General features: G+C 68.2%; 12 protein-coding genes and 1 riboswitch. Of the genes, 5 read left to right on the plus strand and 7 right to left on the minus strand.

Annotation, left to right across the window (positions count from 1 at the left end; genetic code table 11):
• Positions 1 to 132 precede the first annotated feature (132 nt).
• From FGL98_RS05200 to rimO, 3 genes are read right to left on the minus strand one after another with little or no spacing between them, the layout of a single operon-like run.
• Positions 133 to 636, minus strand: a complete 504-nt coding sequence (locus FGL98_RS05200; RefSeq protein WP_146315681.1) for a CinA family protein — start codon at positions 634 to 636, stop codon at positions 133 to 135.
• The gene (gene pgsA, locus FGL98_RS05205) at positions 623 to 1,282 is read right to left on the minus strand and encodes a CDP-diacylglycerol--glycerol-3-phosphate 3-phosphatidyltransferase (protein WP_146315682.1); all 660 of its coding nucleotides are present in this window, start codon (positions 1,280 to 1,282) and stop codon (positions 623 to 625) included. Before pgsA ends, FGL98_RS05200 begins: the two co-directional genes overlap by 14 nt.
• Entirely contained in the window at positions 1,279 to 2,757 is a 1,479-nt protein-coding gene (gene rimO, locus FGL98_RS05210) for a 30S ribosomal protein S12 methylthiotransferase RimO (protein WP_146315683.1), read from the minus strand. The genes pgsA and rimO overlap by 4 nt, the downstream gene beginning before the upstream one ends.
• Before the next feature lie 61 nt (positions 2,758 to 2,818).
• On the opposite strand from rimO, the gene FGL98_RS05215 reads away from it, so the two are divergent.
• Positions 2,819 to 4,012 (plus strand): dipeptidase, encoded by a 1,194-nt coding sequence (locus tag FGL98_RS05215; RefSeq protein ID WP_146315684.1) that lies wholly within the window; start codon positions 2,819 to 2,821, stop codon positions 4,010 to 4,012.
• Positions 4,013 to 4,024: 12 nt separating this feature from the next.
• On the opposite strand, the gene FGL98_RS05220 is transcribed toward FGL98_RS05215, so the two are convergent.
• Together FGL98_RS05220 and FGL98_RS05225 are read right to left on the minus strand one after the other, a co-directional pair.
• Positions 4,025 to 4,624, minus strand: a complete 600-nt coding sequence (locus tag FGL98_RS05220) for a hypothetical protein (RefSeq protein ID WP_146315685.1) — start codon at positions 4,622 to 4,624, stop codon at positions 4,025 to 4,027.
• A gap of 15 nt (positions 4,625 to 4,639) precedes the next feature.
• Entirely contained in the window at positions 4,640 to 7,156 is a 2,517-nt protein-coding gene (locus FGL98_RS05225; protein WP_146315783.1) for a DNA translocase FtsK, read from the minus strand.
• Positions 7,157 to 7,513: 357 nt separating this feature from the next.
• Positions 7,514 to 7,632, plus strand: a riboswitch (SAM riboswitch).
• A 43-nt stretch (positions 7,633 to 7,675) separates the two neighbouring features.
• Here FGL98_RS05225 and FGL98_RS05230 point away from each other — a divergent pair.
• Genes FGL98_RS05230 through FGL98_RS05240 form a run of 3 tightly spaced genes read left to right on the plus strand, consistent with a single transcriptional unit; the run spans position 7,676 to position 10,535 of the window.
• On the plus strand, positions 7,676 to 9,076 hold the full coding sequence (locus FGL98_RS05230) for an aminotransferase class V-fold PLP-dependent enzyme (protein WP_146315686.1): 1,401 nt from the start codon (positions 7,676 to 7,678) through the stop codon (positions 9,074 to 9,076).
• A gap of 56 nt (positions 9,077 to 9,132) precedes the next feature.
• Positions 9,133 to 9,786 carry a SatD family protein gene (locus FGL98_RS05235; RefSeq protein ID WP_146315687.1) on the plus strand — a complete coding sequence of 218 codons (654 nt, stop codon included), beginning with the start codon at positions 9,133 to 9,135 and terminating at the stop codon, positions 9,784 to 9,786.
• The gene (locus tag FGL98_RS05240) at positions 9,783 to 10,535 is read left to right on the plus strand and encodes a hypothetical protein (protein ID WP_146315688.1); all 753 of its coding nucleotides are present in this window, start codon (positions 9,783 to 9,785) and stop codon (positions 10,533 to 10,535) included. Before FGL98_RS05235 ends, FGL98_RS05240 begins: the two co-directional genes overlap by 4 nt.
• Before the next feature lie 23 nt (positions 10,536 to 10,558).
• On the opposite strand, the gene FGL98_RS05245 is transcribed toward FGL98_RS05240, so the two are convergent.
• Together FGL98_RS05245 and dapA are read right to left on the minus strand one after the other, a co-directional pair.
• A complete protein-coding gene (locus tag FGL98_RS05245; RefSeq protein ID WP_146315689.1) occupies positions 10,559 to 12,241 on the minus strand; it encodes a ribonuclease J in 1,683 nt (560 codons plus the stop codon).
• Positions 12,238 to 13,125 carry a 4-hydroxy-tetrahydrodipicolinate synthase gene (gene dapA / locus FGL98_RS05250; protein WP_146315690.1) on the minus strand — a complete coding sequence of 296 codons (888 nt, stop codon included), beginning with the start codon at positions 13,123 to 13,125 and terminating at the stop codon, positions 12,238 to 12,240. Before dapA ends, FGL98_RS05245 begins: the two co-directional genes overlap by 4 nt.
• Before the next feature lie 199 nt (positions 13,126 to 13,324).
• Here dapA and FGL98_RS05255 point away from each other — a divergent pair, with 199 nt between their 5' ends.
• Positions 13,325 to 14,137, plus strand: a complete 813-nt coding sequence (locus FGL98_RS05255) for a thymidylate synthase (RefSeq protein WP_146315691.1) — start codon at positions 13,325 to 13,327, stop codon at positions 14,135 to 14,137.
• Positions 14,138 to 14,160: the final 23 nt, after the last annotated feature.

Here is a 14,160-nt window from a genome sequence, read left to right on the forward strand (position 1 = left end):
ATCGGCCAACGGGTTCATCTGACTGTCTCCACGATAACCCGCCGGACCGACGTCCGACCCTGCGGACCACGAGGAAAGGGCAGCAACTCCTGCACACAGCGCATAGGGACTGCAACACCGGCACCTCACGGGTTAGTCCGCAGGCGGCCGATCCGGCACGGCGGGAAGGACACTCAGCGCGAGCTCAATGATCCGGGCGACCGTGGCAGCCCGGATGGCTGCCCGATCTCCGGCCAGGTCCAGCCGCCGTACCTCGTCCTGTGGCGCACCCGCGCGGTCCACCCAACCCGCCGCTATGAAGACCCGACCCACGGGCTGACCATCCTGCGGCTGCGGGCCGGCTACGCCCGTGGTGGCAAGACCAAGCGCCGCGCCCAGCACACTGCGCGCACCGTGGGCCATCTCTCGGGCCACCTGCGCCTGGACTGCGCCGCCGTTTCGCAACAGAAAGTCGTCCACGCCGAGGACGTCCGCCTTCACCTGGGTCGCATAGGACACGACGCCCCCGCGCACCACCGCGCTCGCGCCCGGCACCGCGGTCAGCGCAGCGCTCACCAGTCCCCCGGTCAAAGACTCCGCGCACCCCACGGTCAGGCCGCGATCCGCCAGCCGCGCAATCAGCTCACTCGCCGGCACGACGTCGCCTGGCTGCCCGACGTGCCATCGCCCGGGGGCTCGTCTTGCGCAGCTTCGCCGCGCGGAAGACGTAGTCGACGCCGGTCACCAGAGTGACCACCACCGCGGCAATCATGATCACCCACGCGACGAAGTGCCAGGCACCACCCAGCGGCAGCACGAACAAGGCGATCGCGAGCGCCTGCAGGGCGGTCTTCACCTTGCCGCCACGACTGGCGGGCAGGACTCCGTGCCGGATGACCAGCAACCTCAACAGAGTGATGCCCAGCTCTCGCACCAGGACGACGACGGTGATCCACCAGGGCAGCGCGTTGATGATCGACAGGCCGACCAGGGCCATCCCCATGAGCGCCTTGTCGGCAATTGGGTCGACCATCTTGCCGAAGTCGGTCACCAGCCCCCGCGAACGCGCGAGGTCTCCGTCGATGCGATCCGTGATGGACGCGACGACAAAGACCCCGAAGGCTGCGACCCGATAGCCGGTGCTCTCGCCGTCCTGGTAGAGCAGGAGCCACCCGAAGATCGGCACCATGGCCAGGCGCAGCATCGTCAGGCCATTGGCGATGTTCCAGTTGCTGACGTCGCTGCTCGGCTCGCCGGCCGGGTCGGGCACCAGCCCGGGTGGGCCGGGGCGCTCTCCCGTCATCCGCGCGGCCGGGCGACGAGGTCGATACCGATCGTGTCCACCACCTCGACCTGCACAATGTCACCCACGGAGGGGGCGGGGGCGCCGTCCTCCAGTAGAAGGACCGTCTCCCCGTCGACGTCCGGGCCCTGCTGGCCCGCTCGACCGCGCACCCGGTCGTCCGGGTCGTCCCCGTCCGGGTCGACCTGCTCGACCAACACCTCGAGTGTCTCACCGACCCGCTCGGCCGCCCGCTCGTTGGTCAGTTCCTCGATGAGGGTGTGGAAGTGGTCGACGCGAGCCGCAATCTCGTCGGCGGAAATCTTGGTGCCGTAGGTCTCCGCCTCCGTTCCGTCCTCGTCGGAGTAGCCGAACACCCCCGTCACATCGAGCCGGGCGTGCGTCAGGAACTCCTCCAGCTCGGCAAGGTCCTCATCCGTCTCCCCCGGAAAACCGACAATGACGTTCGAGCGGATGCCGGCCCGTGGTGCTCGCTCCCGCACCTGCTCAAGCAGCTGAAGGAACGACTCCCGGTTGCCGAAGCGCCGCATCCGGCGAAGCAGTGGCCCGCTCGCGTGCTGGAAGGAGATGTCGAAGTAGGGCACCACCCCCGGTGTCTGCGTCATCACATCGAGCAGGTCGGGTCGCACCTCGGCCGGCTGCAGATAGGACACCCGGACGCGCTCGATGCCGTCGATTCGGGTCAGCTCGGGCAGCATCGTGTCCAGCAGCCGGAGGTCGCCCAGGTCCTTGCCGTAGGACGTGGAGTTCTCGCTGACGAGGAAGAGCTCCTTGACATCATGCTCGGCCAGCCAGCGAGCCTCGGCAAGGACGTCGTTCGGCCGCCGGGAGACGAACGCTCCACGGAACATCGGGATGGCGCAGAACGCGCAGCGACGGTCGCACCCACTGGCAATCTTCAATGGCGCCCACGGTCGCCCGTCGAGCCGAGCCCGGATGATGCGGGGGGTCGCAGCCGGCGACTCGATCGCGACATCGCCGGCCGGCGGACGCACATCGCCGTGCCCGGGCACTGCCACGCCGGAGGCGGAGGACTGCCGTTCCACCGGCGAGACCGGCAGCAGCTTGCGCCGATCGCCCGGAGTGTGGGCCCGCGGCGGGTGACCGTTCAAGATCGCCGTGAGGTGACCGGACATGTCCTGGTAGGAGTCGAAGCCGAGCACCGCGTCGGCCTCCGGCAGCTGGTCGGCCAGCTGCTTGCCATACCGCTCGGCCAGGCATCCGACGGCGACGACCGCCGCCGTCTTGCCACGTTCCTTCAGGTCGTTGGCCTCCAGCAGCGCGTCGATCGAGTCCTTTTTGGCCTGCTCGACGAAGCCGCAGGTGTTGACGACGGCCACGTCCGCATCCTCGGCGTTGTCGACCAGAGTCCAGCCTTCCGAGGCGAGGCGTCCCGCGAGCTCCTCGGAGTCGACTTCGTTGCGGGCGCACCCGAGGGTCACGATCGCAACACTGCGTGAGGTAGCCGTCGTCATGCCTACAACTCTAAAGGGATAGGGTGCATGGTCCGTCCACGGCTCGTGATCTGATGAAGCCATGACCTCGCCGACGCTGGACCATGTCACCTCGCTGCTCGCGCAACACCCTCTCATCGACGGCCACAACGACCTGCCGTGGTGTGCCAGGGAGACCGTCGGGTACGACTTCGACCGGCTCGACATCGCGGGCGACACCAGCGACCGCAACCACACCGACATACCCCGGCTGCGCAAGGGCCAGGTCGGGGCGCAGTTCTGGTCGGTCTTCGTGCCGTCCAACCTGCCGGACGGCACGGCGGTGACCGCCACGCTCGAGCAGATCGATGCCGTGCACCAGATGATCGGGCGATACAGCGACGACTTCGCTCTCGCGCGCACGGCCGACGAGGTGGAGGCGGTGTTCGCCTCCGGCCGGATTGCCTCGCTGCTGGGCGCGGAGGGCGGACAGTCGATCGACAGCTCCCTCGCGGCACTGCGGATGCTGTACGTGCTCGGCGTGCGGTACATGACGCTCACCCACAACGACAACAACCCCTGGGCCGACTCGGCCACCGATGTCCCGGTGCACAACGGACTGAGCGCGTTCGGACGCGAGGTCGTCGGTGAGATGAACCGGGTCGGCATGCTGGTCGACCTGTCGCACGTTTCGGCCGACACGATGCGCGATGCGCTCGCCGCGACCACCGCCCCGGCGATCTTCTCCCACTCCAGCGCGCGTGCGGTGTGCTCCTCCCCCCGCAACGCCCCCGATGACGTGCTGGCGACGTTGCAGGCGAACGACGGCGTGATCATGTCGACGTTCGTGCCAGACTTCGTGTCGCAGGCGTGCGCGGACTGGCGCGACGAGGCGCGTGCGGCCGCCCTGAGTGCTGGGGTCGACCCGAAGGACCACGTGAAGTTCACCGCGTTCACCACGACCCGCCAGCGGCAGCACCCGAAGCCGGTGGCGACGATCAAGGACGCCGTCACTCACTTCGAATACCTGCGCCAGGTCGTGGGCGTCGATCACCTCGGGGTAGGCGGCGACTACGACGGTGTCGACCGGCTCCCGAACGGCCTGGAGGACGTGTCGTGCTACCCGAGGCTTTTCGCGGAGCTGGCCGACCTGGGCTGGTCGGACGACGACCTTGCCAAGGCTGCCGGGGGCAACGTGCTCAGGGTGATGCGCGCCGTCGAGGACGTCGCGCGTGAGCTGCAGCAGACCACGCCCCCGTCGCTGGCGACGATCGAACAGCTCGACGGCATCGGCTGACCCGGTTGCCGGTCAGGCGACCCCTGCACCCCTGCGCACGGCGTTGGCGGTTGCGGCGAACGCGGCCGGCAGCCAGCCAGTGATGAATCCCCACATCACCGCCAGGTTCAGTATCTGGAAGTAGCCGGCCTGGGAGTGGCCACCCGGCGAGGCGACCTGCACGCTCGCCACGTGCGCGATCACCGCGGCGACCAGGACGACCGCCCAGGTGGCGAAGAAGACCGTGAACCAGGACCTGCCGCCCGGCGCCGGCCGGGCGACCAGCAGCAGGAGCAGGAAGGTGATCACGATGACACCGATGACGTCGATGCCGAACAGCCGATAGGTCTCCGGCACGGCGTTGTGCGCGTACCACGGCCAGGTCGACAATCCGAGCGACCGGAGGAACGGATTGCTCGGGTTCAGCACCGTCTCGACGTAGCTGCCGAGGCACGCGACGGCTCCTGCGACCAGCGCACCGACCGTCGCCACACCGACAAAACCGGCGCCGGTATGCCGCCGCCCCGGGCCGGGCGGGTAGGACGGGTATTCGTCCGGCGCCGGAACGCCACCCGGGGGCTGACCATCGTAGCCACCGGGCCGGATCGGCACGGTCGGGTCGTTACCTGACACCGACGGTTCCGGTGCTCATGCGCGACCGTTCTCGGTCAGGTCCCAGGCGTCCTCGCTGGGTGCCTCGTCGTCGTAGGGCACGTCCTGCGGGGGAGGATCCTCGCCTCTCAGCAGCGACAGGGTCATCGGAAGGTCGTCCGGCTTGACCATGACGTCCCTGGCCTTCGAGCCCTCGGACGGCCCGACGATGCCGCGGGACTCCAGCAGGTCCATCAACCGCCCGGCCTTGGCGAACCCGACCCGCAGCTTGCGCTGCAGCATCGAGGTCGACCCGAACTGAGTGGTGATGATCAGCTCGGCGGCCTGCAGCAGGATGTCGAGATCGTCGCCGATGTCGTCGTCGATCTGCTTCTTGGGCGCGACGACCGTGACGTCATCGCGGTAGTGCGGCTGCAGCTGTCCCTTGACGTGCGCCACGACTTCCTGGATCTCCGTCTCGGTGATCCAGGCGCCCTGGACGCGCATCGGCTTGGAGGCGCCCATCGGCAGGAAGAGCGCGTCGCCCTGACCAATCAGCTTCTCCGCGCCGGGCTGGTCGAGCACCACCCGGGAGTCGGCCAGGGACGAGGTCGCGAAGGCGAGCCGGGACGGCACGTTCGCCTTGATCAGGCCCGTGACCACATCGACCGACGGGCGCTGCGTGGCCAGCACCAGGTGGATACCGGCGGCCCGGGCGAGCTGGGTGATGCGAACGATCGACTCTTCCACGTCTCGTGGTGCCACCATCATCAGGTCGGCCAGCTCGTCGACGATCACCAGCAGGTAGGGGTAGGGCTGCAGCACCCGCTCGGAACCCGGCGGCGGCGTGACCTTGCCCGATCGCACCGCCTTGTTGAAGTCATCCAGATGCTTGAAGCCGAAGGCAGCCAGGTCGTCGTACCGCGTGTCCATCTCGCGGACCACCCATTGAAGGGCCTCGGCGGCCTTCTTCGGACTGGTGATGATCGGGGTGATCAGGTGCGGAATTCCCTCGTACCCGGTCAGCTCGACCCGCTTGGGGTCCACCAGCACCATGCGCACCTCATCGGGTGTCGACCGCATCAGGATCGAGGTGATCATCGAGTTGACGAAACTGGACTTGCCGGCGCCGGTCGCACCCGCCACCAGCAGGTGCGGCATCTTCGCGAGGTTGGCCACGACGTAGCCGCCCTCGACGTCCTTGCCGACACCCATGACCATCGGGTGGTCGTTTGATCGCGCCGCGCGGCTGCGCAGCACGTCTCCGAGGCTGACCTTCTCGCGGTCCGCGTTCGGGATCTCGATCCCGATGGCCGACTTGCCGGGGATCGGGCTGAGGATGCGCACGTCGGCCGAGGCGACGGCATACGCGATGTTCTTGGACAAGGCGGTGACCCGCTCCACCTTGGTGCCCGTCCCGAGCTCGACCTCGTAGCGGGTGACGGTCGGTCCACGGGTGAACCCGCTGACCCGGGCGTCCACGCCGAACTGGTCCAGCACGCCGGTGAGGGACTCGACGACCTGGTCGTTGACGGCGGACCGCTCCTTGTGCGGCGGTCCGGTCTCCAACAGATCACTGCCGGGCAGGGTGTAGGTGACGTCCCCGGCGAGTGCGAGCTGCTCCACCCGTGGGGGCAGCTGGTGGGTGGCGGGTGCCTCCAACGGCCGTTTGAGTCCGGGCGTTCCGGCTTCGTCGAAGGTCGGCTCGCCGGGGGGCACGGCCGTGCCGGCGCCGTCAAAGACCGTGTCGGTGCCCTTGTTCTCCTTCGGCGCCTTTTCTCCGGGCCGCAGTACGCGGCCGTCCTTGGTGGTCCGGGCGTCCTTCGGGGTGTCGGTGCGCGCGACGGTCGCGGCCTGCTCGAAGGCCTGATCGCCGTCTCGCTCGTCGGTCTCGTCGCCCTTGCGGCGACGAGAGGGCTTGCGCTGCTTCTTGCCGGGCCCGTCGATGTTGTCTCCGTGCAGGTCCTGGGCCACCGCGTCGACCCGGTCGTCGCCTGGGCCATGCACCCCGTCGTGGTAGAAGAGGCGGTCGGTCAGCTGACGAATGCGGGCGGGGACCTGGTGCACTGGCGTCGCGGTGAGCACGAGCACCCCGAAGACGCCGACGATCGCCAGCAGGGGCACCGTGCCCCAGGTGCGGATCGCCGCCACGAGTGGGCTGGAGGCCAGGAATCCGATCATGCCGCCGGCTTCCTGGATCGCCTTCTGTCCGGCCGGCGCCGGCAAGCCGTTCGCGATGCTGGCCAGGCCACAGGCGGAGAACGCCATGAGTGCCAGTCCGACCAGCACCCGGTTGGTCGCCTGATGACCCTGGGGCGAGCGCAACATGTGGACGCCGAGCAGCAGGAGCACCAGGGGAAGCGCGAGACCGACCACCCCGAAGGTGCCGGCCACCACGGCGTGCACAATCTTGCCGAACTCACCGGACAGACCCCACCACTCGCGGGCGGCAACCACGATCGCCGCGGCGATCAGGGTGAAGCCGACCCCGTCCCGCCGCAGCTCCGGCTCGACGTCCGAGGTGGCGTGTCCGACCTTGCGCACGGCGCCTCCCGCGACGTGCGCGACACCCATCCAGGTTCCTCGCACGGCGCGCAGCGGCAGCGGCAGCCCGCCGCTCTGCGGACGACCCTTGCCCTTGGTGGATGCACCGGACGGCTTCTTGGCCGGCGGGCGGGTCGAGGACCGACCGGAGACGGGCCGCGATCGAGCGCCCGCGCCGCTCGTGCTGCGGGTTGCGCGGGCGCTCGACGTGGAGGATGACTGACGGGTTGCCACCTATGCAGGTTACGGGAGATTCCCAGCAACCTCACCCGTCACACGCCGACGCATTGTCGGGCATTCCCCCGTTGCCGATGGTGCGTCTCGCAGGGCAAGACGCACCATCCAACAGGTGGACACGGGAGATCCCTGCGGCTATGGTCGGCACCAGGTCAAGAGTCTCAGCGTCAAGCCCTGGCTAGCTGAGCGGCAACCCTCCAACCGCGGTGGGGTGCTCCAGGTGACGACCGGGCCGCATCGTCAGCCAGATGCTGCGGCAAGCGCGGACCATGTCACCTTTCGGCGTCTGGTCCATGACCCGACGAGGAAGCGATGAGCACCGCACCCACCCTGACATCCCTCTCCTGCCACGACCGCGAGCCGGCCGGCTCGCAGCCACGGCTGACCATCCTGTCCGAGACGCGCCAAGCCGCACCCTTCGTCGTCCAGGGCCTCCCCCAGACCGAAGCTGACGACCTCGGGGTGCCGACTGTTCACCGCACGGTGGTCGATGCAGCCAACTTCGATCACGCCGCCACGACCCCGGCGCTGCGGACCGTGCACGAAACCGTGCGGCGGATCCAGTCCACATACGGCTCCGTGCACCGCGGTGCCGGGTATGCCAGTCGCCTCACCACGGGCTGGTTCGAGCAGGCCCGCGACGAGGTCGGGCGCTTCGTCGGCGCCCGCGCCGACGACGAGGTCATCTTCACGCGCAACACCACGGACTCCCTCGCCCTGCTGGCGCACTGCCTGCCGGCCGACACGCTCGTCTTCACCTGGGCGTCGGCCCACCACGCGGCCCTGCTGGCCTGGCCCGATCGTGACACGGTGCGTCTTCCCGTGCCGAAGAGCGCCGTCGACGCGGCCCGGTTGCTGCGCGACGCACTGGAGGCCAGCCCCGCCACCCATCGGCTGGTCGTCCTGACGGGAGCCTGCAACGTGACCGGCGAGATCTGGCCGATTCGCGAACTGGCCACGGTCGCGCATGATCTCGGCGCCCGAGTGGTCGTGGATGGCGCCCAGCTGGTCCCTCACCGTCACGTTGACCTTGATGATCTCGGCGCGGACTGGATCGCCTTCTCCGGCCACAAGGCCTACGCACCGTATGGCGCGGGCGCCCTCGTCGGCCGCCGCGACTGGCTCGACGCGGCGAGCCCCTACCTGCCCGCCGGCGGGGCCACCGCGGCGGTGACCGCTCGGCATACCCACTGGCAGGTCGGGCCGGCACGTCACGAGGGCGGCACGCCGAATGCGGTGGGCGCCATCGCCCTGGCCAGTGCGTGCGCCACCCTCGCCGGCCATGGGAGGTCCATCGAGGCGCACGAGGCTGCCCTGCACGCACGCCTGCGCCGCGGACTCGGTCGAATCCCGGGCGTGCAGCTGGTGCATGCGCTCGGCGCCGACCGGCCCAACGTCGGCGTAGTGACGTTCACCGTCGACGGCTACGACACCTCCCTCGTGTCACAGGTGCTGTCGGACGAGCACGGGATCGCCGTCCGGGATGGTCGGTTCTGCGCCCACCTGCTGTGTGACGCGGTGATCGGTGAGGGGCGCGGCGCGATCCGGGCAAGCATCGGGCTGTCCACGCAGACCCATCATGTCGACCGTCTGGTCGACGGCGTCCGGACGCTGGTCGAGGACGGCCCGTGGCTCGACTACGCGCACACGGACGGCGTGGGATGGTCCGCCGTTGGCGATCCGCGCGATCTGTCCGAGCCGCGACCCTGGTAGCAGTCGAGTGAAGCAATACCCTTCATTCTGATGACACTGAAGGTATTATCTTCACTATGTCGCATCCGAAGACCTCCCCTTGCTGCGCCACGCTCATCGGCGACCTGGTCGGCTCCCGGACGGCGCCCGATCGGCACGCGCTACATCGCGAGGTGACCGCTGCCCTCCAGGGCGCATCCGACCTCGTGCCACCCGCCACTCCCCTGGCCATCACCGCCGGGGACGAGTTCCAGGGCACCTATGACGCACTCGGCGACGCTCTGCACACGGCGCTCTGGTTGCGAGTCCACCTGCTGCCCAGCCGGATCGACATGCGCTTCGGCCTCGGTTGGGGTCCGGTGACCATGCTCGACTCCGCGAGGAACACCCAGGACGGTCCGGCGTGGTGGTCGGCCCGTGACGCCATCGAGTCGGCCCAGGCCAACGAGGAGCGCCCCGGACTGCGGGCCGTCCGCACGGTGTACCGGCGGGCAGTCGCCGGCGGCCCGGCGCCGGAGCCGATCAATGCTGCCCTGGTGTGTCGGGACCACCTGCTTGGATTGTTGGATGAACGATCCCTACGCATCCTGGCGGGCCTGATGGACGGCACGACCCGCGCCGAGCTCGCCCAGCGCGAGGGCATCAGCGCGTCAGCCGTCTCGCAGCGTGCCGTGCGCGACGGCCTCGAGGTGATCCTGACGGCCTGCGAGGCGCTGCGGTCGGTGCGATGAGCGTTGTGGCGATCCTGCTGGTGTCGCTCGGGCTCGGCGACCTTGCCCGCAGCCGTGACCTCGGCCGGCCGGCGGTGGCGTATGCAGTCGCCGTCGCCACCATCGTGCTTCTCGCCGTCCTCGCCGATCTGCACACCTGGGCGGACATCCTGCTGCTGGCTCTCACCGCCGCGACCACGGTGGCGTGGATCATGCTCAGCGGCCGCGCGATCCGCACCGGCCACGGCGAACGAGCAGCGGTTGCCTCGCTCGGGGCCGGGCTGCTCGTCGTCCTGGCCTGCGCCGGTGCGACCAGCCGGGCGGAAGGAGTGCTCCGGCAATGGCTCGAGAGCAGCGACCTTGCTCATCTGCAAGGCCTGTCCGCAGACCGTTTCCTGCTGGTCGTCGGGCTCTTCCTCGTCCAGCTCGGCACCGGCAACGAGCTGGTTCGCCTGGTGCTGGCCGTTGTCGGAGCGATCAAGCCGGCCGGCCAGCCGCAGCCGTCGGATCGGCTGCGGGGTGGCCGGCTGCTCGGCCCGATGGAACGTGTCTTCATCCTCGGACTTGGCCTGACCGGCGCGATCACCGCCGCCGCACTGGTCATCGCTGCGAAGGGCCTGATCCGCTTTCCCGAGCTCAGCGCACGTCGCTCGGCGACCCAGCAGGTGAGCGGTGTCGGCATCGACGAGGTCACCGAATACTTCTTGGTCGGCAGCTTCGTCAGCTGGCTGGTGGCGCTGTCCGCCCTTGGGCTGGCCTACCTGGCCTGAGCGAGGGGCGAGCGAAGACTGACCTAGGCGTCGATGACGATGGGGATGATCATCGGCCGACGCCGCAGCTTGCCGCCCATGAAGCCGCCGACCGCTCGACGGATCACCTGCTGCAGCTGGTAGGTGTCGTTGATGCCCTTGGCCCGAGCCTCCTCGAGAGCCGACTCGATCTTGGGAACGACCTTGTCGAAGATGGCCTCGTCCTCGGCGAACCCGCGAGTCTGAATCTCGGGTCCGGCGGCGATCTTGCCGGTGTCCGCGTCGCGCACGACGATGATCGTCACGAAGCCCTCGTCACGCAGGATCCGCCGGTCCTTCAGCATGGTCTCGTCGGTGGTGCCTACCAGCGAACCGTCGACATAGACGTAGCCGCACGGCACGGCGCCGGTGATTGCTGCCTTCCCGTCGATCAGATCGACCACGACTCCGTCCTCGGCCAGGACCACCCGTTCACGAGGCACACCGGTGGCCACGGCCAGGTCGGCATTGGCAATGAGGTGCCGCCACTCGCCGTGCACCGGCATGACGTTGCGGGGTTTGACGATGTTGTAGCAGTAGAGCAGCTCACCGGCGCTGGCGTGACCGGAGACGTGCACCATCGCGTTGCCCTTGTGCACCACCTTCGCGCCCAGGTGCATGAGCCCGTTGATGACGCGGTAGACGGCGTTCTCGTTGCCGGGAATGAGGGACGAGGCCATGAGCACCGTGTCGCCCTCACCCACATCGATGCGGTGGTCGCGGTTGGCCATCCGGGACAGGGCCGCCATCGGCTCACCCTGGGAGCCGGTGCAGACCAGCACAACCTTGTTGTCCTCCAGGTCGCCGAGCTTCTTGACGTCGACCAGGACGCCGTCCGGCACGTGCAGGTAGCCCAGGTCGGCGGCAATCCCCATGTTGCGCACCATGGAGCGGCCGACCATCGCCACCTTCCGACCATTGGCCTCGGCGGCGTCGAGCACCTGCTGCACCCGGTGCACGTGGGAGGAGAAGCAGGCGACGATGATCCGCCGCTCGGCCTTCGCAAACACGCGCTCGATCGCGGGGGCGATATCGCGCTCGGGTGTGGTGAACCCGGGCACCTCGGCGTTGGTCGAGTCGGTGAGGAAGAGGTCGACGCCCTCTTCACCGAGCCGTCCGAACGCGCGCAGGTCGGTGATGCGACCGTCCAGCGGCAACTGGTCCATCTTGAAGTCGCCGGTGTGCAGGAGGGTGCCGCCGGGGGTACGAATGAAGACCGCGAGCGCATCGGGAATCGAGTGGTTGACCGCCACGAACTCGCAGTCGAAGGCACCAAGCACCTCCCTGCCACCCTCCTTCACCCCAAGGGTGTACGGCGTGATCCGGTGCTCCTTGAGCTTGGCCTCGATCAGCGCAAGCGTCAGGGTCGAACCGACCAGCGGAAGGTCGGGCTTGAGACGCAGCAGGTAGGGCACGGCGCCGATGTGGTCCTCGTGTCCGTGGGTGAGCACGATCGCCTCGACGTCGTCGAGACGGTCGGCGATGTACTCGAAGTCGGGCAGGATCAGGTCGACGCCGGGATGGTCCTCGGGGAAGAGGACGCCGCAGTCGACGATGAGCAGGCGACCGTCATACTCGATGACAGTCATGTTGCGTCCGACCTCGCCGAGCCCACCGAGGGCTACGACACGTACGCCGCCCTTGGGCAGGGCCGGTGGGGTTGCAAGTTCGGGATGGGGATGACTCACATCACTCCTGATTGGTTCAGCGCGGTGCGCAGCTTGGCACGGTGCTCGTCGGATGCAGGCAGCAACGGCAGCCGGATGAAGTCGGAGCCGATGACTCCGAGCTCCTTCATCGCGGCCTTCGCCATGATTGCTCCCTGACTGGTGTGCATGAGGACGTCCACCAGAGGGATCAACTTCGTGTAGATCTCCCTGGCACGTCCGAGGTCGCCGCTGTCCACGGCGTCGATCATTTGCGCGTACTGCGGGCCGGCCACGTGACCGACCACACTGACAACACCGACGGCGCCGTGGGCCAGCCACGCAAGGTTCATCGGGTCGTCGCCGGAGTACCACAACAAGCCGGTCTCTGCCATCAGCTCGGCGGCGGCGAAGACGTCTCCCTTGGCGTCCTTGACCGCCTTCACCTCCGGGATCTCGGCGAGCCGGCGAATGGTGTCGCTCGCCAATGCCGTGCCGGTGCGCCCCGGGATGTCATAGGCCATCGCCGGTAGTCCGGTGGCGGCGCTGACCCGCCTGAAGTGCTCGACGATGCCGTCCTGCGTCGGCTTGTTGTAGTACGGCGTCACGATGAGCACGCCGGTGGCGCCCACCTTGACCATCTCGGACGCCGCAAAGACCGAGTGCGCGGTGTCGTTGGTCCCGACGCCGGCCGTGACCTTGACCCGGTCACCGACGGCCTCGACAACGGCTCGCACGGTGTCGAAGTTCTCCTGATCGGTCGTCGTGGCCGACTCACCGGTCGTGCCGTTGACGACGAGCCCGTCGTGGCCGTTGTCCGCAAGGTGGGTCGCAAGCTTCTGCAGGCCGTCGAAGTCGAGCGAGCCGTCCTCATGCATCGGTGTCACCATGGCCGTGACCATTCGACCGAACGGGTTTGTCGTCATGGATCCAGGTTATCGGCAGGCCGCATGAGAATCGCGTCGCCACCCGCTCGGGGGTCCGGGTGGCGACGCGATCACTGGCTACATCGCACCACCGTAAAAGGTCGTTACAGATTCAACATGTGATCTAGGTCACAACATGGACGGTTGTCCGGATTGCCGGTGCGAACGACTGTCCCGGGCCGCTGATACCTTCACTGCCATGGAGCAATACCTCGATCTGCTGCGGCGCGTGATCGATGAGGGAGGCCGTAAGGACGACCGCACCGGCACGGGCACTCTGTCGGTCTTTGGCCACCAGATGCGGTTCGACCTGGCCGACGGCTTTCCGGTGCTGACCACCAAGAAGCTGCACCTGCGGTCCATCTTCGGTGAGCTCTTGTGGTTCCTGCGCGGCGACACCAACGTGCAGTGGCTGCATGACCGGCGCATCAGCATCTGGGATGAATGGGCCGACGAGCACGGCGACCTCGGGCCGATCTACGGCCACCAGTGGCGGTCGTGGCCGACCCCGGACGGTCGTGCCGTCGATCAGCTGGCGAAGGTGATCACCGCGCTTGCGCAGAATCCCGACTCCCGGCGGCACATCGTCTCGGCGTGGAATGTCGCCGATGTCGACGACATGGCGCTGCCTCCGTGCCACACGATGTTCCAGTTCTATGTGACGCCCGCGGACGAGCAAGGGACGCGCCGGCTCTCCTGTCAGCTCTACCAGCGGTCCGCCGACATCTTCCTCGGCGTACCGTTCAACATCGCCTCGTATGCCCTGCTCACCTCGATGGTCGCGCAGGTCACCGGTCTGGCCCCGGGCGAGTTCGTGCACACCCTCGGCGATGCACATCTCTACCTGAACCACCTGGATCAGGCACATGAGCAGCTGACCCGCACCCCGAAGGCGCTGCCCACCCTGCGACTTAACCCACAGATCCGGCAGATCGACGGGTTCGACCTCGATGACATCACGCTCGAGAACTACGTCGCCGATCCGTCGATCAAGGCACCCATCGCCGTCTGAGAGGACGCAATGAACGCCACCCC

The sequence above is a fragment of the Leekyejoonella antrihumi genome (assembly GCF_007845645.1).
Classification (GTDB): Bacteria; Actinomycetota; Actinomycetes; order Actinomycetales; family Dermatophilaceae; genus Leekyejoonella; species Leekyejoonella antrihumi.